Origin of the sequence: Paenibacillus sp. NPDC058071 (assembly GCF_042885235.1) — a bacterium.
GTDB lineage: Bacteria > Bacillota > Bacilli > Paenibacillales > Paenibacillaceae > Pristimantibacillus.
Genome location: NZ_JBHVSK010000004.1, coordinates 343,587 through 368,119, shown reverse-complemented (window position 1 = coordinate 368,119; position 24,533 = coordinate 343,587). Strand labels below are relative to the sequence as shown.

Below are 24,533 nucleotides of genomic sequence, written 5' to 3'. Positions count from 1 at the left end.
CCGCTCGAGATGGCTACCGTACCTGCCGTAATCGTGGCTCCGAGGATGCTCGTCAGCGTTCCCGCTGTAATTGTAGCTCCAAGCAACGCTCCCAATGTACCCGCTGTGATCGTGGCTCCCAATACTGCTCCTAGCGTCCCGCCTGTTATCGTCGCCCCAGAAACGGCTACTGTTCCTCCAGATATGGCGACCGTTCCGCTCGAGATAGCTACCGTACCTGCCGTAATCGTGGCTCCGAGGATGCTCGTCAGCGTTCCCGCTGTAATTGTAGCTCCAAGCAACGCTCCCAACGTGCCCGCTGTGATCGTGGCTCCCAGTACCGCTCCTAGCGTTCCGCCTGTTATCGTCGCTCCTGAGACGGCTACTGTTCCTCCGGATATTGCAACAGTTCCGCTCGATATGGCTACCGTACCGCCAGATAACGCCACGGTTCCTGCCGTGATCGTCGCTCCCAAGATACTCGTCAGCGTTCCCGCTGTGATCGTAGCTCCTAGTAACGCACCTAATGTACCCGCTGTGATCGTGGCTCCCAGTACTGCTCCTAGCGTCCCGCCCGTGATCGTCGCGCCAGAGACCGCTATTGTGCCGCCAGATATCGCGACCGTGCCACTGGAAATTGCTACTGTACCACCAGACAATGCAACTGTACCTGCCGTGATCGTCGCTCCTAAGATGCTCGTTAGCGTCCCTGCTGTAATTGTAGCTCCTAGTAACGCACCTAATGTCCCCGCTGTGATCGTGGCTCCCAGTACTGCTCCTAGCGTCCCGCCCGTGATCGTTGCTCCAGATACTGCAACCGTTCCTCCTGATATTGCTACCGTGCCACTCGATATGGCTACCGTACCGCCAGATAACGCCACGGTTCCTGCCGTGATCGTCGCTCCCAAGATACTCGTCAGCGTTCCCGCTGTGATTGTCGCCCCTAGCAACGCTTCCAACGTACCAGTTGTGATTGTCGCTCCTAGAACGGCCCCAAGGGTTCCGCCTGTTATCGTCGCCCCAGAAACGGCTACTGTTCCTCCAGATATTGCAACTGTTCCTCCAGACAATGACACCGTGCCGCCTGACAGCGCTACGGTACCAGCTGTAATCGTTGCTCCTAGTATGCTAGTCAGCGTTCCCGCTGTGATCGTGGCCCCAAGTACCGCTCCAAGCGTTCCTCCGGTTATCGTCGCTCCAGATACTGCAACTGTCCCGCCTGATATTGCGACCGTTCCACTCGATACGGCCACTGTGCCACCGGACAACGCCACCGTACCTGCCGTAATTGTTGCTCCCAAAATACTTGTCAGCGTTCCCGCTGTAATTGTTGCACCGAGCAGCGCCTCTAACGTACCAGTTGTGATTGTAGCTCCTAAAACAGCCCCCAATGTTCCACCTGTTATCGTCGCACCCGACACCGCTACCGTACCGCCGGATATTCCAACCGTCCCGCTCGATATCGCCACCGTTCCGCCTGAGACCGCAACAGTTCCTCCTGAGACAGCTACTGTGCCGCCTGTAATTGTCGTTCCCAACACTGCATTCAACGTACCTCCCGTTATCGTCCCCGACGATATCGCTACTGTGCCCCCCGCTATCGCAACCGTCCCTCCGGTTATTGTCGCCCCAACCAACAGATGACCGGAAGAGTCCGTCAATAACGCTTGCGGGGTTTGGGTATTGTCTCTACCAAAAATTAAAGTGCGCAGCTTATCGGGATTCGGATTAAATGTAGAAAAGTTTGGCATTGCCCATCACCTTCTTCAGCATAAAAAGTCAATCGGCCATGTAACGGAATTGCCGCCGTGCGTATCGTCATGGCCTCTCACGCCATTCCTTCGCCCCTGTTTGTCCCATGAGAAAAAGATTCCAGCTTTCGCTTTTCGTGTCATTTTTAAAAAGAGAGAAATTGTTTCCGCCATGTCCATGCTTCTATACGCTATGACGCGGCAAGACACGAGGAAGCGGCGTGTGCCGCGAGCACAAAAGCCTTATCCTGCAAATCCGGCGTACATCCCCATACGAAAAGGCGGCCGGTCCCATATAATACAAGCATTACAATGCATGATCGAGGTGATTGCCATGACCAACTACTCCGTGTTTAACCGTGAAAATAGGCCACTATATACATTACTGAATAATACCTACACATCGCCGGCCGTCGTATCCCCGCCTGAGGGAAGCGCCTCTGCAGCAGGTCGCCTGTTCACGATTACCTCTGGAAGCACAAGCGTCGGAGCAGGCTCCAATCTGCTCATTCAAATTTCAAACCCGAATGTGAGTGGGCGGACACTCTATGTTTCGTCCATCTCAGGCGGTATTAGCGCTGCCGCGACGATAAATGTCTATTCCTCTGGAACAATAACAGGCGGCACGACACCGACACCGTTCAACTGCCAATTCGGCAACTCGGGGACCAGTGTCGCCAGCGCTCGCGTAACGACCGGCTCTGTCGTCGGCTCTCCAACCTTATTCCTAACCTCCTTGCTTGCGGCGGGACAGTTCACTTTCCCTTTTACCGGCGGCATCGTTATTCCGCCTAACCGATCGATCACCATCTCTGTCGGAACCGGTTCGATCACGGCAGCGGCCAACATCGTCTGGTGGGAATTCTAATGCCCAACTTTCCCATTTTCGACCGCAGTAAAAGTCCGATTATAACCAAAGGAACCAACAACTACACCCAAAAAAACGCGGCCGAGCCGCCCCAGTCAGCCGTATCTGCAACTACTGGAGGATTCTTCTCCATTAACGCCAGCAATAGCGCCTCGCTTGGACTCCTTGGCGGTACCGTCAACATTTCGGTACGCATCGCCAACCCTTCGAATAGCGGAAAAACGCTTTACTTAAAGCAAATTTACGGGAATACAAACGTTTCCCTCAGCTTGCTTTCAAGCTTTTCCGGTCAAGTTACCGCACTCAGCGGCGGAACACTTACCTCGCCTTCTACACTGACACCCGCAACCTTCCAACTAGGAAGCAGCGCGACAAGCGTCATGACGGCAACCTCTTCAACGTCAGCCATAACGGGAGGCACCTCCTTTGCGCTATATCCGCTGTTTCCCGGACCTTTTTTTCTGGAGTACAGTGGAAGCATCCTCGTTCCCCCGGGACAGGCGCTGTCCGTTAACGTATTCGGCTCGCTTTCGGTTCTCGGCATTTTGGGAACAGCCGTAGAAGTTATTTGGTGGGAGGCTTGAGCCACTATGCATTTCTTCCAACAAAAAAAGGCGCCCGCCACTCGGAATCGAGATGGCAGGCGCCTTTGCGATGCGCTTTACAGCAATTTTTCAATATCAGCCTTCATATCGTTCGGCTCTTGCGTCGATTCGAACCGTTTGACGACGCGGCCTTCACGATCGACCAGAAACTTTGTAAAGTTCCATTTGATCGAATCACCTTCCAGCAATTGAGGCAGTTTTTCAGAAAGGAACGCATTCAGCATTTTGCCGCTCGGTTCGGACACGTTAAAGCCTTGGAACGGAGCTTGCTCGGTCAAATAACTGAACAGCGGATGAGCGCTGTCCTCACGAACATCAGTTTTGGCGAAAAGCGGGAACGTTACGCCGTAATTGATTTGGCAAAAGCTTTGTACATCGGAATTGCTTCCCGGCTCTTGCTCCCCGAACTGATTGCTCGGAAAACCAAGAATCTCGAGCCCTTGGTCTTTATATTGCTCGTAAATTTTTTGGAGGTCGCTGTATTGCGGTGTAAATCCGCATTTGCTGGCCGTATTGACGATAATCAATACTTTTCCTTTATATTGCTCTAAACTAACGGCCTCACCGTTGATTTTTTCGGCTTCAAATGTATAGACGGACATAGGACGTACCTCCCGAATAATTAGTTTAAGTAAAATTAAATTGCGTACAATTTATAAAACAAAGAATAACACGCCGGCGACCCGAAAGTCAAACCGGCGGCGTTTGCCATTCTATTTTTCAAACTAAGCCTCAACCTTCTGAAGCCGCATAAAATCGCTGACCATCGCGAGACGCCAAGGAATAATCATGCCGAAGGCCAACAAGTAGAACAGCGCCCCTGTCTGAGGAATGGACATATACTGCTCCACCACCCCATGTAGAGACAAACGGATCAGCAGCAGCGCGACCATTATAAAAATAAAGGCCTTCGAGCGCTTAACGTATATATTCGACTCTACCCGTTCGAGCCTTGTCGTCACGATCAGCGGAAATGCGAAAATGAGCATACCCGTTCCAAACGCAGACAAGCCCCAAATCCATGGGATATGCGTTATTGGAAAGGCGAACATTATAAATCCGGTCGCCATGCCGAGCGGCGGAATAATGATTTTGCGAAGCGATGTCGGTTGTTTGCTTGCGCGCAGGCGCAGTACGATGAGACCCGTTCCAGCGAGCAAAGAGACCAGAACGGCAATCAGTTGTATGGTTTGCGTGGATAGAGGCATCGCGCTCCACCTCCTAGATTCCCAACAGCAGAGATGCCATTACCTTTTTCACCATCGTACTGCAAAAAGATACCTGACCGCAAATGAAATTCGCTTAGGTGAAATGCTCATTACTTGCGCAGCTCTCCCAACAGGACCTCGGAAGTGATCCAGCGCCGGAATACAAGAAACAGAATGATTGGCGGCAAGCTGGCCAGCGCCCCTATTTTCAACACGGTAGCAGGATCTGCTCCGGCGTTGCTCAAAGCGTGAATCATCATAACCGGTGAATACTGCCAGCCATCGAGAAGATACAAGAGCGGGGCAAGGAATGAACCCCACAAAAACGTAAATTGCAGTACCGCAATCGCAATCAACGGCTTCCATAGCTTGGCGATAAACAAAGTGAAGAAGGTCTCCAGTTCCCCTTTCCCGCTCGCTTCAGCTTCTTCTTTAAGTGCCGCATACTTGCTGTTAAATATGCTTTTAAGCACAAAGACAGGTATAACGGTAAACAGGCCGGTGAGGAAAATCGGAAAAATCGTATTCACCATACCTGCCGCACGGTAAAACATATATTCCGAGAAATAGCTTGATCCCATAAAAGCGAGCGCAAACAGAATGCATTTGTACAGCTTGCGTCCAGGTAAATTTTTAACTGTAAAAGGATAGGCCAGCATCGCAACCATGACGGTGTGAAAGAAAGCTGCGAAGTAAATCGCAATCAGATACAAAAGCATTTTTCCGAAATGCCATTCCGGCTGCGCATCAGACATCATTTCTCCGCCTAATGATATGCCCGTATATGGCAATACAAATAATACAAACAAAACAGATGCGACGATCAGAGAGTAGAGAACCGCTGCTACATAACCCCAAATGCCTCCACTGCCGTCTAAACGCTGTTGTCGACCGAATGGAGGTGCTGGCACGGCATGGAATAGATCGCGAAGAAACTTCCCTCTTACTACTGCATAGGCCAAAATCCCGAATAGAAGCTGAATCACAAATTGAATGACCATAACCGCGCTGCTTTCTCCTATCCTCATGTTCATGACACCGATGTTAAGCGAGTACACATCGAACGTGCGGCCGGTAAGAGGATTAGAGAGGGAGTAGGCGATATTGAAATCGGTAGTAAGAATAAAACCAAGCTTGAGCAGCAGGAAAGCGCCGATTGCTCTTGCCGCCGGAATCGTATATAACCGCGAAAAATATACGGATGCATGCTGCAATTCATCCCCGCCGTTGGCCGATTTTGCCGCAGCAATGGCCGCAAGTGCGAGCAGAATCGGAATTCCGGAAGTACTGAAGGTCTCCAGTACAGAAGCGGTTAGCTGATATCCGGCGGAATGACCTAAAATCATCACACCTTCCCCAATCCAAGGGCGCTGCTGGGAGAGCAGCCACGTGGCCACATATACTTTTACAGAGCCAGGAATAAAGTAAGGAAGCAAAAACAACGATGCAAAGAAAGCGCGCCACCGTCCGGATGAAATTCGACTTAACGCTAATGCAAGAACGAAAGCGAGCGCTCCGCACAAGAAGATATATAACAGCTTAATCATTAGCGTATTTATTAAACCTTGCACAAATTGCTCGTCAGACCATACAGCGGTATAATTCCGAAAGCCTACCCATTCACTTTTAAATCCTTCAAACGGCGTGAAATTGAGCATGGACATATAGAGACCTTGCAGCCAAGGATACACTTTAAAGATAAAGTACATGAGTAACGGCGGAATAACAATGAAATAATGCGTTTTATACTTCCATATTCGCTGCGACAAACTCAATTCGTCACGCCCCCAGGTTGTTATTTAATCCCATTAACATCATTTTCCATTGTAAAATGAAACCGTTTGGATATCAATACCAAATTTAGCGCTATCCGGTTACTTATCCTCGCATCCTGTAAGAATCTCCAACCAACACACTCGCTAGATAATGTGCCAGCCCCAGCTAAATAACGTCGTTTTGGCAGTTATTTACTTCAAAAAACCTACTTAAAACGCAATAACTGCTTTTTTGCAGTTAATGTCTGCGTAGTAGTGCCATATGTGCGTGTTTCTGAATGAATAACTGCGATTCGGCAGTTATTTCCTCATTTTCAACCGATACAGACATCAATAACTGCCTTTTTGCAGTTATTGGCTGCCAGCATAAGGTCAAGGAGCCCGGCCGGCCGAGTAAACCTTGCCGAACATCGCTATACACGGGTCGTCCACTGTACAAAAATACGGGCTTAAAACCGAAATCAGTGCTTGACTTGAAGCGAGCGGAATCGCTGCAGGTCAGAGGGTTCTTCCGATCGCCATTAAAGCCTGATTCCTTTATTTGATAGAGGTTTGGAGTAGGAATCATGCTTTAAAAGCGACCACTGCCGTTTTTCCAGAATCCCTCTGCCCCTACGCTAATCTCTTTTTCTCCGTCAAGAACTGATTTTGAATACGAAAACAATAACTGTGCAAATCAAAACCCCATCACTTCCTCACCCGAGCGCACTGTAAAAAGCTCGAAGAGCGATGCTCGCTGGATGTTCGGCTGGCTGACCTAACAACATGAAAAACCCCTTAGCACAGGCATCGGGAATAGACGCTTCGTCTGCGTTTATTCCCGATGAATGCTAAGGGGTGCTGCATCACACATATAAAGTTACTCAGCTCTACCGTTTCGAAACGGTCAGCCATCCCGTCATTATCTCCTAATAGGAACCCCGAATAAACGGATGCACCTTTTCCTTATAAAAGTCACGCAAGCTCTCCTGTTCACTAGCCGTGAAGGACGGCACGTTCAAAGCGGCCAAGTTATCTTCCACCTGGCGAACGTTGCGGAAGCCGGGAATGACGCAGGTCACCGCTTCGTGATCCAAAATCCAGCGCAACGACGCGCGGGTCATATTGCCCCGTCCTTCGGCGATCCAGCGCAGCTGGTCGGCCAGCTCTACGCCTTTGGCGAAGCCCAAACCGGCGAACGTCTCGCCCACGTTGAACTGCTCGCCGTTTTCGTTGAAGCGGCGATGATCGTCTGCTTCGAACGACGACTGCGCCGTAAATTTGCCCGTCAGCAGCCCGCTTGCGAGCGGCAGCCGAACGAGAATGGCTACGCCGCGGCGGTGAGCCTCGTCTAGCAGACGCTCCAGCGGCTTTTGGCGGAAAATATTAAAAATGACTTGCAGCGCACGCACGTTCGGCTGCTCGAGACAGAGCAAGCCTTCTTCCACTGATTCCACGCTGACGCCGTAATGGCGAACCTTGCCCTCGTGAACAAGCTTGTCCAACACGCCGAAGACGCTGCCCTCCTGCAAGATCGGCAGAGGCGGGCAATGAACCTGATACAGGTCGATCTGCTCGCGGTTCAGCCGCTTTAAGCTGCCCTCGCAATAGGCGCGAATCGCTTGCTCCGAATAAGTGGCCGGATCGTGTATGTCCCCGCCGCGGCAAAACTTCGTCGCGATGGCAATTTCCGATTCCCGGCCTTTCGTCGCTTGCGCCAGCAGCCGCTCGCTGTGGCCGTCGCCATATACGTCGGCCGTATCAAAAAAGTTAACGTCGGCAATCCATCGCTGCATCTAAAGCGCGCAGCGACTCCCCGTCGTCAACGCTTCCCCACGCTCCCCCGATTGCCCATGTCCCAAAGCTAAGCTCGCTTACTTGAAGTTCCGTTGAACCTAATCTGCGATAACGCATTTCCGATCGCTCCTTTGGCTGACTTTTCAATTTCAGCAATAGTTTACCTCAGAGAAGAGCAAGGAAACAATTCGCAATTTTGGACTCTAACTCAAAACCGCTTGACGGAACAATAAGGCACGATCTAGTATATAGTTAGTCGACAAACTATTTTCCGCCATTGGAGGAACCTGTTCTTATGCGCAAACGCCACGGACCCGATCATGTCACTCGCATGATTCGTCATTTACAGCGCGTGCATCAGCACGAGATGAATCGGCTGCTTCAGCAGTACGACATCTATCCCGGTCAGCCGCCGCTCATGTTCACCCTCGACCGCGAGCCGGGAAGAAGCCAGGCCGAGCTTGCCCGCGAGCTCGACATCAAGCCGGCCACGCTGACGATCATGCTGAATCGGATGGAGAAGAACGGCTACGTCCGGCGCGAGACCGATTCACAGGACCAGCGCGTATCCCGCATTTATTTGACCGATAAAGGGCAAGCGGCGGTCGGCGAAATTCGCGAATCGCTGCAGACGCTTGAAAACCGCGCTATGGATGGCTTTTCGGACGACGAGGTGCTGCTGCTGAAAGGCATGCTCGCTCGCATCCGCGATAATATGAAGAGCCGCTCAGAGGATGAGCAGACGACATAAGTCCAACAGCCCGGCTAGCGCACACATTCTTTTGTCTCGGTCTTATTCTTTTCTAAGGAGTTGCTATACTCAGCATGCTCAAACTCGCACGTTTTTTGAAGCCGCACTGGGCGGCGGCCGTATTGGCTCCGCTCCTGATGCTGCTTGAGGTATTTATGGATTTGCTTCAGCCCGCTCTGATGGCCAGCATTGTCGATAACGGCATTGCGACGCGCGATCTGGCCCATATCCAACGGACCGGATTGCTGATGCTAGGAGCAGCGCTCGTCGGCTTGATCGGCGGAGTAGGCTGCACCGTCTTCTCATCCATCGCTTCTCAGAAGTTCGGTGCCGATCTTCGCGGCGAGCTGTTCCGCAAGGTACAAACCTTCTCGTTCCGCAATTTGGACGAATTGAAGACGGGCTCGCTTATCACAAGGCTGACCGGCGATATTACCCAGTTGCAAATGCTCGTGCAGATGCTGCTGCGCATCTTCGTCCGCTCTCCATTCCTGGCGATCGGGAGCATCATAATGGCCGTTATCATCAGCCCGAAGCTGGCTGTGATTCTCGCGATCGTCGTTCCGCTTCTGTTCGTCGTGATGTTTCTGCTTATTCGCCTGACGCTGCCGCTGTTTGCCTCCATGCAGCAGCGTCTCGACAAAGTGAACTCGGTGCTGCAGGAGAACTTCGCGGGCATCCGCGTATCGAAAGCGTTCGTTCGCGGCGATTTCGAGAATAAACGATTCGGCGAGGCGAATGATGCATATACCGCTACATCCGTCCGCGCGATGCGCCTCGTTGCGCTTAATATGCCGATTTTGACTTTTATTTTAAATGCGAGCATCGCTGCCGTCCTCTGGTTCGGAGGGCTGGACGCGCAAAGCGGACTGATGCCGACCGGCGAGCTGGTCGCTTTTATCAACTACGTTACGCAAGTCATGTTCTCGCTCTCTATGGTAGGCATGATGCTGGTCCGTTTCTCCACCGCCAAAGTGTCGGCTGATCGAATCAACGAGGTGCTGGCGGCACAATCGGAAATTGACGTCAAGCCAGACGCATCGACGAACGCCTACCGCCAAGGCGAAATCGCATTCGAAGGCGTTTCTTTCGCTTATGCGGGGCAAGCCGCGGCAGAACCGGCTTTGAAAGAAATTAGCTTCGTCGCCAAGCCTGGCCAAACGGTCGCCGTGATCGGAGCAACCGGCTCCGGCAAGTCAACGCTCGTACAGCTTATTCCGCGTCTATATGATGCGACTGAAGGCAGAGTACTGCTAGACGGAAAAGATGTCCGGGATATCGACTTGTCGCATTTGAGAGGACAGATCGGCATCGTTCTGCAGGAATCACTGCTCTTCAGCGGCACGATTCGCGACAACATTAAGTTCGGCAAGCCGGCCGCTTCCGACGAGGAGATGCGCGAAGCGGCCGAAGCCGCGCAGGCTCATGACTTTATCGCCGCTTTGCCTGACGGCTACGATACACAGCTTGGCCAGCGGGGCGTCAATCTTTCCGGAGGGCAGAAACAACGTTTATCGATTGCCCGCGCGCTGCTCCTGCAGCCGTCCGTTCTTATTCTCGATGACAGCACAAGCGCCATCGATATGGGCACCGAATCGCGTATTCAATCCGCTTTGAAACGGCTGATGCGCGGCCGCACCAGCTTACTGATCGCCCAGCGCATCTCGTCAGTGAGGGATGCGGATCACATTCTCGTGCTCGATGAAGGCAGACTCGTCGCGCAAGGCACGCATGCCGAGCTGCTTGCCAGCTGCGAGCTGTATCAAGATATTTACCGCTCGCAGGCGGGAGAGGAGGCGGAAGCCTATGACCGGATCGGATAACAGCCGTTCGAATGAGCCGCGCAGCTTGCCGCCGATCGGCATGCGCGGAGGCGGCTCACAGCCCGGCATGCCGCCAGCGGCGAAAGCTAAGCCGAAGGACACGGCGCAAACGGTGCGCCGCATCTGGCAATACATGCAGCGTTACCGCAAAGCGCTGCTCGGCATTCTGGCCGCGACGCTGGGAGCGACGCTGCTCTCGCTTATCGCTCCTTATTTAATCGGACACGCCATCGACTCCTATCTCGTGCCCGGACAGTACGAAGGACTGCTCAAGCTGTGCCTCGGACTTGCCGCCGCTTATGCAGGGACCGCCGCTTTTACTTGGCTGCAGCAGCATTTGGTTGTCCGCGCGGCACAGCATACAGTCCGCGATATGCGGAGCGATGCTTTCGCCCGCCTGCAGCGGCTGCCGCTGCGGTATTTCGACAGCAAGACGAACGGCGAGCTGATGAGCCGGACGACCAACGATATTGAGAATGTGTCGGGCACGCTTAATCAAAGCGTCACGCAAATCATTTCCAGCGTCATCATGCTGACCGGATCGCTCGCCATCATGCTATGGCTGAATATTTGGCTCACACTATTGAGCCTTGTGATGATTCCACTCGTCATGCTGTTCACGAAGAAAGTCGCCAGCTATACGCGGCGCTTCTTCTCCAGCCAGCAAAAAAGTCTGGGCGAGCTGAACGGTTTTATTGAAGAGACGGTATCCGGCCAAAAGGTTGTGCAGGTGTACCGCCGCGAGGCCATCGCCGCCGACCGGTTCGATGAAATCAACCGCAAGCTGACGGCGGACAGCATCAAGGCGCAAATCTATTCAGGCACGATCGGTCCGTTCATGAACGTGTTCAACAATTTCAGCTTTGCGCTGATCGCAGCAATCGGCGGCTGGATGGCCTACCGGGACTTGACGACGGTCGGCGTTATCGTCAGCTTCCTTAATTACTCCAAGCAATTTCAGCGGCCGCTCAACGAGCTTGCCAATCAGTTTAATATGCTGCAATCGGCGGTCGCTGGAGCGGAGCGCGTCTTCGAGATGATCGACGAGCCTTCGGAATACGAGAACGACGGGAAACGAATGCCGAAAGACATGGCCGGAGAGGTCCGTTTCGAGAACGTCAGCTTCGGCTATAAACAAGACATTCCGGTGCTGTCCGACGTCTCGCTAACCGCCACGCCGGGTCAAACGATCGCGCTAGTTGGTCCGACCGGCGCAGGGAAAACGACCGTCATCAATCTGCTGACACGGTTCTATGAAGTGGACGGCGGCGCCATTACACTGGACGGAATCGATATCCGCGAGCTCGGCAAGGATCACCTGCGAAGCCGGTTGGGCATCGTGCTTCAGGACGCGTACGTATTCGCTTCTACTATTCGCGAGAACATCCGTTACGGACGGCTGGAAGCCTCCGATGCGGAGATCGAAGCGGCCGCTAAGCTGGCCAACGCGCACAGCTTCATTGCGAAGCTGCCACAGGGCTATGACACTCCGCTCGCGGCCGGCGGCGGCAACTTAAGCCAAGGCCAGCGGCAGCTGCTGACGATCGCACGCGCCGTGCTGGCCGATCCAGCCGTGCTCATTCTCGACGAGGCGACGAGCAGTATCGATACACGGACGGAAATGCACATTCAGACCGCCATGCGCGAGCTGATGAAAGGCCGAACGAGCTTCGTAATCGCCCATCGCCTCAGCACGATACGCGAAGCTGATCAAATCCTCGTCGTGAAGGACGGCGGCATTTCAGAACGCGGTACGCATGAGGAACTGCTTGCACTGCGCGGTTTCTACTATGAACTTTATACGAGCCAATTTAAGAGAAGCGGCTAAGTTAAGTTAAGATTGAGATTAGGAATAAGCCTTGGAACCCAAATATGAAACACAATCAAGCAGACTAAAGAGACAGCCCGGAGCTAGCCGAATCGATCGGCGTTGCTCCGAGCTGTCTCTTTTCCATAAATAAATGATTACCGCTGCGGAAGAAACTTGCTAATATCGACGCCCAGTCCCTCCGCGAGCTTTACGCCGAATTCAGCGTTGGCGCGGTAAAAGCTGCAGACGGCGCGCAATTGCATATCGTTGTCCGTTTGCAACAGGTCGTGAATAAGATTTTTCACTAGAATGTCGCGCCGCTCCTGCGAAAGCGAGATGTACCGCTCACCGGCCTGCGTAAAATCATCGGGATTGCCATGGACTTCACGGCCGGGATAGCCGCCCCGCGGCTCATAGCTTTCCCGCGTCGTTTCGGCCGCAGCCTTCGTGCTGCCCGCTTCGCCGCATCGCTCACAGCCAACCGCTAGAGACGAATCATCCCTTATCGCAGCCACAGTTCGCTGATGATCGCCTACTGACGCATGCGGACAATTAACTGGGATCTTTAAGTAATTGGTTCCCAACCGGCTCCTTTGCGCATCCGGGTAGGAGAGCAGCCTGCCTTGCAGCAGTTGATCCTCCGAGGGCGCGATGCCCGGCACAAGCGCATTCGGCGCAAACGCCGACCGCTCAACCTCTCCGAAATAGTTGACCGGATTGCGGTTCAGCGTCATTGTGCCGACTTTATGCAGCGGGTACAAATCGTCCGGCCATACTTTCGTCGGGTCCAACGGATCGAACGCATGTCGGCTGAGATGCTCCACAGGCATGATCTGCACGTGAAGTTCCCATGACGGAAAGTTTTTCAACTCAATCGCTGCGTACAAATCGCGAGTGGCGTGACTAAAGTCTTCCGTCTGCATAGCTCCGGCTTCTTCGGTGGTAAAATGACGGACGCCTTGCAGCGATTTCCAATGGTATTTCACATAAGTCTCTTCGTCCTCGGCATTGATCCACTTGAACGCATGAACGCCGAAGCCATCCATTTCCCGGTAGGTCGCAGGCGTTCCGTCGTCGGAGTACAGCCAGGTCATCATATGCGTCGATTCCGGCGCTGACGTCATGAACCTCCAGAACCGATTCGGGTCTTGTAGGCTCGTAGCCAGATCGGGCTTTAAGGCATTCGCCAGTTCGGGAAACTTCAACGCATCCCGGATGAAATAGACAGGCAAGTGATGGCCAACGATATCCAAATTGCCTTCCTCGGTATAAAACTTCACTGCGAAGCCGCGAGGATCGCGCGCCGCCTCCGGCAAGCCCGTGCCATGATTGGCGCTCGAGAAGCGGACAAACACCGGCGTCTCTTGACCCGGTGTTTGCAGAAATGCGGCCTTCGTGTACGGCTTCATACTATTCTGAAGGCGGAATATTCCGTGTGCTCCTGCGCCGCGTACATGCACAGCGCGTACCGGAACACGCTCCCGGTCGAAACGGATCGGTTCCTCCAGCAGACGTTTACCGCCGCCGGATAGAGTCGATCCGTGTTGTTCCGCCGTCGGGGAAGACTGACGTTCTTCAACCGGCGGTTCCTGATTCGTCGTCAAACGGTCGTCCATGTTCATGACCTCCATCACACCATTATCTAGAAGACTTAATCTAAACATTGTTATGATCGGACTCTCACGTTAATGAACGGTTGTCTTCATTAATTCCGGCTGTTATCGGCCAGCCGATAGCCGGCTCCACGAACGGTAACGATATATTTCGGCGCCATTGCGTTATCCTTGAGCTTCTTGCGTAGCGTTTTAATATGAACGTCGACCACGTTGCTGCCGCCAAAAAACTGACTGCCCCAGACAGCGTCGAACATCGCTTCCCTTGTCAGCACCGCCCCGTCTGAAGCGACGAACAGCAGCAGCAGATCGTATTCAGTCTTCGTCAGATCGATCCTCTCTTCTCCTCGGTAAACGGCCATCTTCTTCATGTCGATCGACAAGTCCTTAAACGTATATCCCGATTCGACCGCCGTGCCCGATTGTGCCGAACGAAGCTGCAGCATCCGGTTAATCCGATGCAGCGCCTCTTGAGGATCGCGCGGCCAAACGATCATTTCCGCTCCTGACGGCAAAGAATGCGCCGCAGATACCGCTTGCTCGCCAACGAGAAATAACAGCGGCACATGATTCAAATGAGCGGTTTGCAGCAGCGCTGCCCGAAAGGCATCCACCGCGTCCGGATTGACCAGCGGGTGCGGCGTCGCATCGTAGATGACCAGCTCCGGCTGCAGGCTGCTGACAAACGCTTTATTCAACTCGTGGAGCGTAAATAAATCGAAGCACTCCGCCGTTAAAATCCGCAGCAAGCTGTGCAGCCGATTCGGAAAAGCGCTGACGGCCATGACGCGCTTGGTCAGCGAGCAGGCTTCCCCCATATACTCGGCATCGCTTCCGTAATAAGCTTGGCCGACCTGAACGCCAACCTCGTTATCTGCAAATACGCTCACTGCCGTTAATGACTGGCGCATTGTTCGCATACCCCCTCTAGTACAACATGGGCGTCCAAAATTTTAAAACGGGTTTCCTGTTCGACCGACTTCACCCACGCAGCCGGTACCACGGTCAGCACTTCCGCGACCTTCCCGCATTGCTTGCATACGATATGCTGATGATCTTCCGTTCGGCCGTCATAGCGGCTAAACGCTTCCCCGAGCTTCAGCTCCCGGATTAATCCCGCATCCGTCAAATAACGGAGCGAGTTGTAGACGGTACCGTAAGCGAAGGTAATCCCATTGCCCCGCAGACGCTCGATGACGTCTGCAGCCGTCGGATGATCGTGAGATTGCTGGATAACATCCAAAATCGCTTTACGTTGTATAGTTAAATTTATTTTTGACATGGCGGCCTCATACCTTCAATTATTTTATTTAGACTAAGTATAAATATAAATCTAGCAACAGTCAACCGCCTGCGGCTTAAGTCCCGCAACCGTTCCGCACGACAGACGACTTTCGGTTTATTTTTACGAAAAACGACCATTTTAAGTTGTCTGAATATTTACAAAATTCAAATGTTGAGTTATGATGAAGGCACCCAAAAGGAAAGGGGATAGTCCATTGAAGTGAGTTAGCAAAGCATGTCCACGCGCCTAAGGAAAGGAGCGTTGACCGGCAGGATAAGGGACATGCGGGAGCCCGCGAACGGCAAGCAGTCTAGTAGTCAAGCAAGATGTAGTCAAGCAAGATGTAGTTAAGCAAGATGTAGTTAAGCAAGAATAAGCAAAGCAAGAAAGAGCTTTCTCTCATCTGAGCAATACTTACCGATTCACAAATCTGGCAACGCAAGTTGTGGCAATGAAATGGAGTGTCAAAGTCAATTGAATAGTTGTCTAGCAGAAAGATAAAGGGATTCCGGTTATCATCCGATAAGCGGAATCCCTTTTTTTTGCTGCGCAAATGAGACAAGTTTTTTACAAAATAGGCGAAAGAAGGCGGCTGATCGATTCCTTGAACCGGTTTATCAACGGCCGTTTGCGGTACGCCTCTTCCGTTACGAGCGTGCAATACTCGACGTCCTTGTTGAAAATCGCCTGCAGACGCTCGGCGGTCTTGCTGTCATACACGAACGCGTTCATCTCAAAATTGAGCTTAAAGCTGCGAATATCGATATTGGCCGTTCCGACCGAAGCGACCTTCCCGTCGATCAGCAGCATTTTCGCATGAAGGAAGCCTTTATCGTACATCCAGCATTTGGCCCCAGCCGCAAGCAGCTCGCTAATATAGGAATGGGTCGCCCAGTAGACAAAGAAGTGATCCTTTTTGCTCGGCAGCATGACGTTGACGTCCACACCGGAAAGCGCCGCGATTTTCAGCGCCGTCATCAGGCTCTCGTCGGGCACGAAATAAGGCGTTTGCAACAGCACGCTCTTTTTAGCCGAATAAATCATTTTTATGTAGGCATCCTTAATCTGCTGGTATTCCGTATCGGGTCCGCTGGCGACAACCTGCATGCCGATATCGCCGAAGCCTGTCCGATTAATCGGGAAGTACACTTCGCTCAGCTCGATCAAGCCGCCCGAGGCAAGATTCCAATCCATCAGAAATTGCGCCTGCATCTGGTGCACCGAATGTCCTTGAACGCGCAAGTGAGTGTCCCGCCACTCCCCGAAATACTTGTTCCGCCCCAAATACTCGTCTCCGATGTTGAAGCCCCCGATATATCCGGTAAAGCCGTCTATAATAACCAGCTTCCGATGATTCCGGTAGTTCAGCTTCAAATTCAAGTAAGGAATGCGGGAAGGGAAAAAGGCGACAGCCTCTCCTCCTTCCGATCGCAGCTTGCTGAAAAACTTCTTGGGCAACCCTTTGCTGCCAATATGATCGTACAAGAAGCGGACCTGAACGCCCTCCTTCGCCTTGTCGACGAGCGCGTTCATCAGCCGGTTGCCAAGCTGGTCGTTGCGCACAATGTAATAGATCAGATGAATATGATGCTTTGCGGCGGCAATATCGGCAATCAGCGCATCGAACTTGGCGTTCCCATCGGTATAGATCTCCAGGCCGTTATTTTGCGAATATAACGAGTAGCTGCTGACCAGATTCATATAAATCATATCGCGGTACTTGTTCATCTCCGGATCGTTGAACGGCACCGTCCCCGTCTCCAGCTGCGACTTCTGCACCTCTACCGTATCCTCGATGATCCGCTGATTTTCGCCAAGCAGCTTATTCAGCTTCCGCTTGCGCAGCTTTTGCCCCAGAATCAAATAAAGAATAAATCCGAATACCGGAATGAAATAAAGGACCATCAGCCATGCCCAGGTAGAACTGGCGTTTCGCCTCTCCAGGAAAATGACCGTGATCGCCAGAAAAATATTCAGAAGCGTAATCAGTGAGAAAATGTCCTGAATAACATGCATCGATTCGTTACTCCCATATTCAATATATAAGCTTATGTAAAAATGAATTCGTTACTAGCATCATACTCTATTGCGCGTTGTATGTTCAAACCCGGCAAATATGCTACAATTTCAAAAACAAGGAGTGCGGCCAGAGGAGGAAGCTTCATGGATTTACGTAAGCTAAGAATTGACGAGCCGGTGCTAGGCACCTTCAGCGAGGAAAGAGACGAGTACGAGCGCGACTACGCCAGGCTGATCCAATCCCCCGCCTTCCGCAGGCTGCAAGGAAAATCGCAAGTGTTCGGCGCGGGGTCCGGCGACTATTACCGGACGAGGCTTACCCATTCGCTTGAGGTATCGCAAATCGCCCGCGAGACGGCGCGCAGGCTCGGCAAGCAGTACGATTTTCTTAGTCGCAAAGAGCATCCCGGCCTCATTCTGGACCCGTCCGTTGTCGAAATAGCGGCGCTCGCCCACGATTTGGGCCATCCCCCTTTCGGGCATAAAGGCGAGGAAGTGCTGAACCGGCTGCTGATGGATGAACACGGACTCGCTTATGAAGGAAATGCGCAAAACTTTCGCATCCTTATGTTTCTGGAGAAACGAGCGGGCAGCGGCAGCGGACTCGATCTGACGGCAGCGACGCTGCTGGCCATCAATAAATATCCATTTTCGCTCGACGAGCCAGGCAGGCTGAAAGGTCTTTACGGCTCGGAATGGCAGGAAATCGACCTGCTTCGCCGCGCTTGGGGCATGCCGGACGGCTGCTCGACGCTGGAAGCTCAGTTGATGGATTTATGCGACGACATCGCTTATTCTACTCATGATATAGAGGACGGCATTCGAGCGGGTAAAATCCAGATGAACCGCACCTTCTTCGAAGACACGCGCCTTATTGACAACTTGGTGCAAGAAATTGTACAAGATCAGGGCAATATGGAGGTTGGCTGGGATCAGGTTGATATTCCGGCAATGGTCAAGCAGGTGCTGTTCGATTATTTGCAGCAGTGGGAGCAGCTCTACGCGCAGTACGACCATGAGTCCTCCCGCACCCGCCGGGAAATGAAAGCGCGCTGGGTGAGCGTCTTCGCCGGAAAAGTCGGCATTATCGACGCCTCCGAGAAAGGCTGGAAGAAAGTGACGTTCGTTGAGGACGGCCAGCAGGATTTGCAGATGCTGCGCACAATGGAAATTTTGAAAAAGCTCGCTTGGGTCACGCTGATTAAAGACTTTCGCGTCCAGCGCCTGCAGAAACGAAGCGAGATTATGATTCGCAGATTATGGGAGAGCTTTAAAGTGCCCGATCACGGACGGCTTATTTTGCCGCCGGACTGGGTCGCCAGCTACGAGCAGCATAAAAATGATTGGAGCTGGCCGCGCTTTATCGCCGACTATATTTCCGGTATGACCGACGCTTACGCGGAGAAAGTATACGCCGAGCTGTATGCAAGCAAATCCGGATCGATCTACGAAATGGACTAGAGAGTATAAAAGCAATCTAACCTTGTCCATCCTAAAGGATGGAGGAGGTGATGATCAATGGCTAAGGACGTGTTGTGCGAAGTGAACTCCTGCAAGTTCTGGGCGGCCGGCAATCATTGCGGCGCTTCTTCCATCTATGTTGTAAGCAACCGCGGCCAGCAGGCGAGCAACTCCGAGGAGACCGACTGCAAAACATTCGAATCAAAGCTGTAATTTGGAATCTGTACAAAAAGGCAGCGGCGCAGTCGCTTTCCCGTTTCTTCTTCGGGATAGGGCAACTGCGCCGCTGTTTTTTAAATAAGGCAATATCAGCCTGTGTTCATGCTCGTCCATTTTTTCACTTTAGTTGTTAACAGGTACGGCGTCGAAATATTCCTCAAGCGTAATGCCGCGGGACGCGATGTCGGACGCAATCTCCTTGCCGACATAACGCAAATGCCAAGGCTCGTATTTATAGCCCGTAATGGACTCTTGCCCCTGCGGATAACGGATAATAAAACCGTATTCGGCGGCATGTCCGGCTAACCATTCGGCTTCCGGGGTGCCGGCGAAGCAATCCGTCGCCGCGCACTTGCCGTCGCTGCCGGACACGTCGATGGCCAGTCCCGTTTCATGCTCGCTAGTGCCAGGATAAGCGCTGTACGTCATCGCCTTTTCCAAGCCGTCCTTCTTCACGTAACCATCAAACAGCGACTTCTGCGTCGTATGGGAGCGATAAGCCGAGACGCCCGCCAAACGAATGCCGTCTGCTTTCGCGCCGTCGAACATTTCTTCGAGAGCCCCTGCCGCCTCCGAACGCATTTTTCGTTTATCAATCTTGTCTTTGAATAAAAATGGAACATCAGGATACACTAAATCCGATGGCTTATAATCATCGGGCAGCATGTTCTGCTTGTTGACGAGCACTGCAATGCTTTCCGGCTGAGCAATCACAGCGCGTTCTCCGCCGCTGCCGTTGCTTGGCTTGCCTGCTTCGCCAGGCTTGTCCGTCTCAGCAGGCGCTGCGGCATCCGTCGCCTTCGGCGGCGCGACTGTACCTTCAGGCGCTTGCGCTGTCGTATCTTCATACTTCGTTACAAGAAAACCTACAATAAGAACCGCGATTATAACGACCGCGAAAAACAGCGTCCTTCTGCGTCTCGCCTTCATTTTCGAACTTCTATTCATTAATTACGCTCCTTCTCCCCTAAAAACATAGTTCCTATTAGAAGAGCCTCGCTTTGATAGGCTCAATTGGTTGTCCCTACTGGCGCGGCGACAAATCTATTTCTACTATATACGAAAGAATCGCTGAATGTCATGTTTTTTCGACATTTTCCGCGCCTCATGCGCGTTTTTTTTATGGCTGTCGAGGTGGCTTTTGCCTTTGACATGGGACTATGAATAGGAGCATAATAGGTATAAATTATTCGTAAATATGTATGGAACAAGAAACGGGCTGCCGGGGAGCTCCAATGCAGCCTCTTTTTGTTGTGAAAGGTAGGCGATACCGTGTTAGCTTCAACCCCAAAACGGCTGTTCAGTACGAGACCGATTCTCGTCTTCTCGCTGATCGTCCTCTTCAAAAGCTTTCTGACGTGGATGGTCGTGTTCCAAAGCCCGTCTTGGACCATTTTGCTGAAAGAACTGCCGTTTGCACTCATTTTGTTCTGTCTCATCGAGTGGTTCGCCACGAAACGCAAGCTTGTCTACTATTTAGGAGCCAACTTGCTAATGACAGCGATCTTGTTCGCGGTTCTAATGTATTACAAATATTACGGCGTTATCGTTACTTATCGTGCGCTCGATCAGGTCAACCAAGTGACGGCGGTCAGCAACAGCGTCTTCTCGTTGATGGATCCGTATTATTTGCTTGTTTTTATCGACATCGTCGTTATGATGTACTATCTGGTCCGCCGCAAAAAAGGCCAGTACTGGAAAGCGGCCAGCCAGAAAAAGATCAGCCGCAGCGTTGTCGCAACATTGTTCGGCGTTTCACTCGCCTTGTGCCTGTTCAACATCGTTCCGAACCGCGCAAGCATGAACGAAATCGTTAAAGCCGAGCAAATGGGCATTCTCAACTACGAGGCTTACACAATTTTTTCGAAGAAAACGCAGGATTTGGTCGACAAATCCGAAATTACGCAATCGAAGATCGACGAACTGAAGCAAGTGACGCGGCCTGCCGCTCCTGAGCTAAACGGCGTCGCTAAAGGAAAAAATCTGATTATCATTCAGATGGAATCGTTCCAAAATTTCCTGATTAACTTGAAAATCGACGGCCAGGAAATTACGCCGAACATGAACAAGCTGGCGAACGAAAACTTCTATTTCAAACATTTCTACCAAGGCGTCGGCCAAGGCAATACATCGGACGCCGAGTTTATCGTCAATACGTCGTTCTACATCCCGCCTAACGGCGCGGCAACCGGCGTATATGCCGGCAAACAGCTGCCAAGCTTGCCGAAGCTGATGCAGGAGCATGGTTACGATACGGCGACCTTCCATACGAACGTCGTTGAGTTCTGGAACCGCGGCGAGATGTACAAGGCGCTCGGATTCAACCGTTACTATGACAAAAAGTTTTTTGGTGACGAGGATACCGTCTTCTTTGGCGCTTCCGACGAAGTGCTGTACAAAAAAACGGCTGAAGAGCTGAGCCGCATGAGCGAAGCCGGCAAGCCGTTCTATACGCAAGTCATTTCGATGACGTCGCACCATCCGTTCACGATTCCGGAAAAGAAGTACAAGATGAATCTGCCTGAACGTTACGAAGGCACCTTTGTTGGCGACTACATCCGTGGTCAAAATTATGCCGATTACGCGCTCGGATTATTCATCGACGATTTGAAGCAGCGCGGCATTTGGGACAACAGCGTTATAATGATTTACGGTGACCATCTCGGGCTGCCGATTTATTCTCTTGACCGCGCCGACAAAGCGCTGATGGAGGAAATTTACGGTCGCGAATACGGCTACACCGATATGATCAACATTCCGTTGATTGTCGCTTCGACCGGTATTACCAAGCCGCAAGTATACGACCAGCTCGGCGGACAAGTAGACGTTCTGCCAACAGCGGCTAATCTGTTCGGCTTCTCGCTCGACGATCATATCCACTTCGGTCAAGATTTGTTTAACAACGATTCGTTCAATTTGCTGCCGCAGCGTTATTATTTGCCTACCGGCTCTTTCGTAAGCAGCAAAGAATTGTTTATGTCCGGAAGCGGTTATGATGACGGTACGCACTACCCGCTTGCCGGCGACGGCAATGAAGCCCCTGAAGCGACGAAAGACCAGTTCGATCGTGCCCTGGAGCTGCTCAAGCTGTCCGACAGCTATGTTAGCCAACTGCCAGATAGGGAAACGAAATAAAGATATAATGATATGACGAAAGAGCCCCGACGGCATTAAGCCGAAACGGGGCTCTTTTTTATTTACACTATCCCCACTTGACAACTGTGTTTTAACCTTTTATCGTAAAGCGTAACCGAGGCGGCCCTTGTTTATTGCCGTCTCATCAATATGAAGTTCTATAAAGGAGAGTGTCCTACAAGATGGCTAACCAAAGCAGAAGAGTCGATCATGTCGGCGTGCAAGTAACCGATTTGGAGGCTTCCATTCGTTTTTATACGGAAATTGTCGGACTTACGCTGAAAGCGCGGGTGCCGCATTCGAACGGCGTTATTCAACTCGCATTCCTCGGCTTCGGCGGCGACAATGAAACCGAAATTGAACTGATTCAAGGTTACAGCGACTCGCTCCCTGCCGAAGGCAAGGTACATCATTTCGCGATCAACGTGCCCGATATTGAAGCTGAGTTCGCGCGGATCAAAACGACGGAAGCGGAACTGATCGACCAAGAAATTACGACGCTTCCGAACGGCTACCGCTACTTTTTTATTTATGGCCCGGAAAAGGAATGGATCGAGTTTTTTCAGCGTTAATCCATTAAGAGCCGGTTCAAAACCGAACTCAGCAATTGACTTCATGTGAGAGGGAAGCGCTGTGGGTCAGAGGGTTCTTCCGATCGCCATTAAAGCCTGATTCCTTTAATTGATAAAAATTTTGCGGTAGGAATCATGCTTTAAAAGCGACCACTGCCGTTTCTCCAGAATCCCTCTGACCCTTCGCTGCTCTCTCCTTTCAGTAAAACACTGATTCAAAATTTGAACCAAAAAACCAACAAACAAAAGAAACCCTGCGCACAGATGAATGTGCCGCAGGGTTTCATTCTTTTCAAGCGTTCCGCTTGAACCCGCTATTTAAGATTTAGATGCCTCAAGCACCTCTTGCACGTGTCCGTCTACTTTCACGCTCAACCATTCCTTCGCTAGAACGCCATTCTCATCGATGAGAAACGTTGAACGCTCGATCCCCATAAACTCGTTGCCGTTCCACGAGCGCAGTCCCCAAACGCCGAACAGCTCCGATACTTGATGATCGGTATCCGACAGCAGCGGGAATGGCAGGCTGTGCTGCGACACAAACTCGTCGTGCGAGGCCAGATCGTCGGGGCTAATGCCGATCACTTCTGTGTTTTGCTCGCCGAATTGGCCGTTAAAATCGCGGAAATCGCATGATTCTGTCGTACAGCCTGGCGTCATATCCTTCGGATAAAAATAAATGACCAGCTTCTTGCCTCTGTAATCGGAAAGTGAGATGTCCCCGCCTCCGGTTGCCGGAAGCGTAAAATTCGGAACCTCTTGTCCTACTTGCACTTGCTTCGTCATGCTTAATTCCTCCTCATTATTGTTATTGTGACTACTGCCTTACTTCTTCATAAAACAACGGCGTATCGCATACGAAACGGCGAACCTCTTCATGCGTATCGAACAGTGCGTACGCCAGCGTGAGCTTCATCAAGGTCGCCTCTGCCGACATATTTTCAATGAAAACAACCCCTGCTTCGATCAAGCTCACCGAAGAAGCATAAAGTGCTTCGCTTCGATCCTTAAGAGGGCACAAATAGAGATCGACGCCATGTGCGGCGCAGTATTCGGCAAATTGTAAAAGCGAATGACCGCCCGGGGCATTCGCGCTCGCCGTCCCGGAATGGTACAGGTCGTGCAGCACCGCCTTTGGCGCATGCTCGTCGAAGCGGTAATACGAGTAATCGAGGCCCGTGAAGGGCTTGATATAGAGCAGTCCTGCACGCAGTTCTGCACTGCGAACCGCCTTGCCCCCTTCCGCCGGCTTTCGGTTGCGAAGCTCCTCCACCTGAGGATTGTACGGATGAACTTTAGGAAGAAACGTTCCGTCCTTCATTTCTCCGTATACAAGCTCGTACGGGCTGCCGAACTGATCGGTGAACGAGACCGCCTGCGTAATCCGCGTGCCCAAGTAGACGTTCATCGTCTCCTTGTCGTCGCGATAGACGACGAACACCCCAGGCAGCCCTTCGCCCACAATAAAGTCGACGGCAGCGGCAAAATTGGCCACCCCGTTGCTGCGCGGGTCGCCGATCGGATAGTTGGCCGCCACGAGTATGATAGGCCGAGCCGTATCGGCGAACAGGTAGCTGATCATCGCCGCCGAGAAAGCGAGCGTATCGGACCCGTGAGTCACGATGACGCCGTCGTACTCCGACAGGTCGATTTGATCAAGCGCCGTCTTGAGCGTATTCCAGTCATCCGGCACCAGGTTCTCGCTCAACAAATTGAGCGGCTGTTTCGTATCGAACGTCACATCACCGCGTGCTCCCGCAGAGCTATAGGCTTCGATTAAGGTGTATGAGCCTGCATCGTGAACGGAAACCTTGCCGTTGTCGTTCTTGCTTCCGATCGTGCCGCCCGTAAATAAAACCATTATTTTTTTCAAGCTTCGCGAC

Annotated in this window: 20 protein-coding genes and 1 pseudogene; 9 read left to right on the top strand and 12 right to left on the bottom strand. The window is 52.0% G+C overall.

The genetic code is table 11. From position 1 onward, the window contains the following. Positions 1-1,730, bottom strand: a 1,730-nt coding sequence (locus ACFVTB_RS09310) for a beta strand repeat-containing protein (protein WP_387747714.1), incomplete at its 3' end; no start/stop codon positions are given. 334 nt (positions 1,731-2,064) lie between these two features. On the opposite strand from ACFVTB_RS09310, the gene ACFVTB_RS09305 reads away from it, so the two are divergent. Further along, complete coding sequence (locus ACFVTB_RS09305; protein WP_387747712.1) at positions 2,065-2,598, top strand: hypothetical protein; 534 nt, start codon at positions 2,065-2,067, stop codon at positions 2,596-2,598. Further along, positions 2,598-3,182 carry a hypothetical protein gene (locus ACFVTB_RS09300; protein ID WP_387747710.1) on the top strand — a complete coding sequence of 195 codons (585 nt, stop codon included), beginning with the start codon at positions 2,598-2,600 and terminating at the stop codon, positions 3,180-3,182. The genes ACFVTB_RS09305 and ACFVTB_RS09300 overlap by 1 nt, the downstream gene beginning before the upstream one ends. Before the next feature lie 77 nt (positions 3,183-3,259). Here ACFVTB_RS09300 and ACFVTB_RS09295 read toward each other — a convergent pair whose 3' ends face one another. The 4 genes and pseudogenes from ACFVTB_RS09295 to ACFVTB_RS09280 form a co-directional block, all read right to left on the bottom strand. Further along, positions 3,260-3,805 (bottom strand): glutathione peroxidase, encoded by a 546-nt coding sequence (locus ACFVTB_RS09295; RefSeq protein ID WP_387747708.1) that lies wholly within the window; start codon positions 3,803-3,805, stop codon positions 3,260-3,262. 123 nt (positions 3,806-3,928) lie between these two features. Then, positions 3,929-4,411 (bottom strand): CcdC family protein, encoded by a 483-nt coding sequence (locus ACFVTB_RS09290; protein WP_387747706.1) that lies wholly within the window; start codon positions 4,409-4,411, stop codon positions 3,929-3,931. Between the two features lie 110 nt (positions 4,412-4,521). Beyond that, positions 4,522-6,186 (bottom strand): hypothetical protein, encoded by a 1,665-nt coding sequence (locus ACFVTB_RS09285; protein ID WP_387747704.1) that lies wholly within the window; start codon positions 6,184-6,186, stop codon positions 4,522-4,524. Positions 6,187-7,094: 908 nt separating this feature from the next. Next, a pseudogene (locus ACFVTB_RS09280) lies at positions 7,095-8,079 on the bottom strand (aldo/keto reductase). A gap of 178 nt (positions 8,080-8,257) precedes the next feature. Here ACFVTB_RS09280 and ACFVTB_RS09275 point away from each other — a divergent pair. The 3 genes from ACFVTB_RS09275 to ACFVTB_RS09265 all read left to right on the top strand — a co-directional run bounded on the left by ACFVTB_RS09275 (position 8,258) and on the right by ACFVTB_RS09265 (position 12,364). After that, the gene (locus ACFVTB_RS09275) at positions 8,258-8,713 is read left to right on the top strand and encodes a MarR family winged helix-turn-helix transcriptional regulator (protein WP_387747702.1); all 456 of its coding nucleotides are present in this window, start codon (positions 8,258-8,260) and stop codon (positions 8,711-8,713) included. A 74-nt stretch (positions 8,714-8,787) separates the two neighbouring features. After that, positions 8,788-10,536 carry an ABC transporter ATP-binding protein gene (locus tag ACFVTB_RS09270; protein WP_387747700.1) on the top strand — a complete coding sequence of 583 codons (1,749 nt, stop codon included), beginning with the start codon at positions 8,788-8,790 and terminating at the stop codon, positions 10,534-10,536. Further along, positions 10,520-12,364 carry an ABC transporter ATP-binding protein gene (locus tag ACFVTB_RS09265; RefSeq protein ID WP_387747698.1) on the top strand — a complete coding sequence of 615 codons (1,845 nt, stop codon included), beginning with the start codon at positions 10,520-10,522 and terminating at the stop codon, positions 12,362-12,364. The genes ACFVTB_RS09270 and ACFVTB_RS09265 overlap by 17 nt, the downstream gene beginning before the upstream one ends. Before the next feature lie 137 nt (positions 12,365-12,501). Here the strand turns inward: ACFVTB_RS09265 and ACFVTB_RS09260 are convergent, their stop codons facing one another. The 4 genes from ACFVTB_RS09260 to cls form a co-directional block, all read right to left on the bottom strand. Further along, positions 12,502-13,962 carry a catalase gene (locus tag ACFVTB_RS09260; protein WP_387747696.1) on the bottom strand — a complete coding sequence of 487 codons (1,461 nt, stop codon included), beginning with the start codon at positions 13,960-13,962 and terminating at the stop codon, positions 12,502-12,504. Between the two features lie 89 nt (positions 13,963-14,051). Then, positions 14,052-14,870 (bottom strand): winged helix-turn-helix transcriptional regulator, encoded by an 819-nt coding sequence (locus tag ACFVTB_RS09255; RefSeq protein ID WP_387747694.1) that lies wholly within the window; start codon positions 14,868-14,870, stop codon positions 14,052-14,054. Next, positions 14,855-15,241 (bottom strand): Fur family transcriptional regulator, encoded by a 387-nt coding sequence (locus ACFVTB_RS09250; protein ID WP_387747692.1) that lies wholly within the window; start codon positions 15,239-15,241, stop codon positions 14,855-14,857. Before ACFVTB_RS09250 ends, ACFVTB_RS09255 begins: the two co-directional genes overlap by 16 nt. Before the next feature lie 570 nt (positions 15,242-15,811). Next, positions 15,812-17,260, bottom strand: coding sequence for a cardiolipin synthase (cls, locus tag ACFVTB_RS09245; RefSeq protein WP_387747690.1), 1,449 nt, complete (start codon positions 17,258-17,260; stop codon positions 15,812-15,814). Positions 17,261-17,407: 147 nt separating this feature from the next. Between cls and ACFVTB_RS09240 the strand changes: the two genes are divergently transcribed. Together ACFVTB_RS09240 and ACFVTB_RS09235 are read left to right on the top strand one after the other, a co-directional pair. Continuing rightward, a complete protein-coding gene (locus ACFVTB_RS09240; RefSeq protein ID WP_387747688.1) occupies positions 17,408-18,724 on the top strand; it encodes a deoxyguanosinetriphosphate triphosphohydrolase family protein in 1,317 nt (438 codons plus the stop codon). A gap of 57 nt (positions 18,725-18,781) precedes the next feature. Beyond that, the gene (locus ACFVTB_RS09235) at positions 18,782-18,937 is read left to right on the top strand and encodes a DUF1540 domain-containing protein (RefSeq protein WP_387747686.1); all 156 of its coding nucleotides are present in this window, start codon (positions 18,782-18,784) and stop codon (positions 18,935-18,937) included. A gap of 129 nt (positions 18,938-19,066) precedes the next feature. Here the strand turns inward: ACFVTB_RS09235 and ACFVTB_RS09230 are convergent, their stop codons facing one another. Beyond that, on the bottom strand, positions 19,067-19,891 hold the full coding sequence (locus ACFVTB_RS09230) for a M15 family metallopeptidase (RefSeq protein WP_387747684.1): 825 nt from the start codon (positions 19,889-19,891) through the stop codon (positions 19,067-19,069). Between the two features lie 324 nt (positions 19,892-20,215). Between ACFVTB_RS09230 and ACFVTB_RS09225 the strand changes: the two genes are divergently transcribed. After that, positions 20,216-22,078, top strand: a complete 1,863-nt coding sequence (locus ACFVTB_RS09225; RefSeq protein WP_387747682.1) for an LTA synthase family protein — start codon at positions 20,216-20,218, stop codon at positions 22,076-22,078. 182 nt (positions 22,079-22,260) lie between these two features. Further along, positions 22,261-22,650, top strand: coding sequence for a VOC family protein (locus ACFVTB_RS09220; RefSeq protein WP_387747680.1), 390 nt, complete (start codon positions 22,261-22,263; stop codon positions 22,648-22,650). 318 nt (positions 22,651-22,968) lie between these two features. On the opposite strand, the gene bcp is transcribed toward ACFVTB_RS09220, so the two are convergent. Further along, a complete protein-coding gene (gene bcp, locus ACFVTB_RS09215) occupies positions 22,969-23,436 on the bottom strand; it encodes a thioredoxin-dependent thiol peroxidase (protein ID WP_387747678.1) in 468 nt (155 codons plus the stop codon). Between the two features lie 31 nt (positions 23,437-23,467). Beyond that, positions 23,468-24,523 carry an asparaginase gene (locus tag ACFVTB_RS09210; protein WP_387747676.1) on the bottom strand — a complete coding sequence of 352 codons (1,056 nt, stop codon included), beginning with the start codon at positions 24,521-24,523 and terminating at the stop codon, positions 23,468-23,470. Positions 24,524-24,533: the final 10 nt, after the last annotated feature.

Coding starts and splice junctions, on each gene's coding strand:
- ACFVTB_RS09305 (WP_387747712.1), top strand. CDS start 2,065: ATGACCAACTACTCCGTGTTTAACCGTGAAAATAGGCCACTATATACA.
- ACFVTB_RS09300 (WP_387747710.1), top strand. CDS start 2,598: ATGCCCAACTTTCCCATTTTCGACCGCAGTAAAAGTCCGATTATAACC.
- ACFVTB_RS09295 (WP_387747708.1), bottom strand. CDS start 3,805: ATGTCCGTCTATACATTTGAAGCCGAAAAAATCAACGGTGAGGCCGTT.
- ACFVTB_RS09290 (WP_387747706.1), bottom strand. CDS start 4,411: ATGCCTCTATCCACGCAAACCATACAACTGATTGCCGTTCTGGTCTCT.
- ACFVTB_RS09275 (WP_387747702.1), top strand. CDS start 8,258: ATGCGCAAACGCCACGGACCCGATCATGTCACTCGCATGATTCGTCAT.
- ACFVTB_RS09270 (WP_387747700.1), top strand. CDS start 8,788: ATGCTCAAACTCGCACGTTTTTTGAAGCCGCACTGGGCGGCGGCCGTA.
- ACFVTB_RS09265 (WP_387747698.1), top strand. CDS start 10,520: ATGACCGGATCGGATAACAGCCGTTCGAATGAGCCGCGCAGCTTGCCG.
- ACFVTB_RS09260 (WP_387747696.1), bottom strand. CDS start 13,962: ATGGACGACCGTTTGACGACGAATCAGGAACCGCCGGTTGAAGAACGT.
- ACFVTB_RS09255 (WP_387747694.1), bottom strand. CDS start 14,870: ATGCGCCAGTCATTAACGGCAGTGAGCGTATTTGCAGATAACGAGGTT.
- ACFVTB_RS09250 (WP_387747692.1), bottom strand. CDS start 15,241: ATGTCAAAAATAAATTTAACTATACAACGTAAAGCGATTTTGGATGTT.
- cls (WP_387747690.1), bottom strand. CDS start 17,260: ATGCATGTTATTCAGGACATTTTCTCACTGATTACGCTTCTGAATATT.
- ACFVTB_RS09240 (WP_387747688.1), top strand. CDS start 17,408: ATGGATTTACGTAAGCTAAGAATTGACGAGCCGGTGCTAGGCACCTTC.
- ACFVTB_RS09235 (WP_387747686.1), top strand. CDS start 18,782: ATGGCTAAGGACGTGTTGTGCGAAGTGAACTCCTGCAAGTTCTGGGCG.
- ACFVTB_RS09230 (WP_387747684.1), bottom strand. CDS start 19,891: ATGAATAGAAGTTCGAAAATGAAGGCGAGACGCAGAAGGACGCTGTTT.
- ACFVTB_RS09220 (WP_387747680.1), top strand. CDS start 22,261: ATGGCTAACCAAAGCAGAAGAGTCGATCATGTCGGCGTGCAAGTAACC.
- bcp (WP_387747678.1), bottom strand. CDS start 23,436: ATGACGAAGCAAGTGCAAGTAGGACAAGAGGTTCCGAATTTTACGCTT.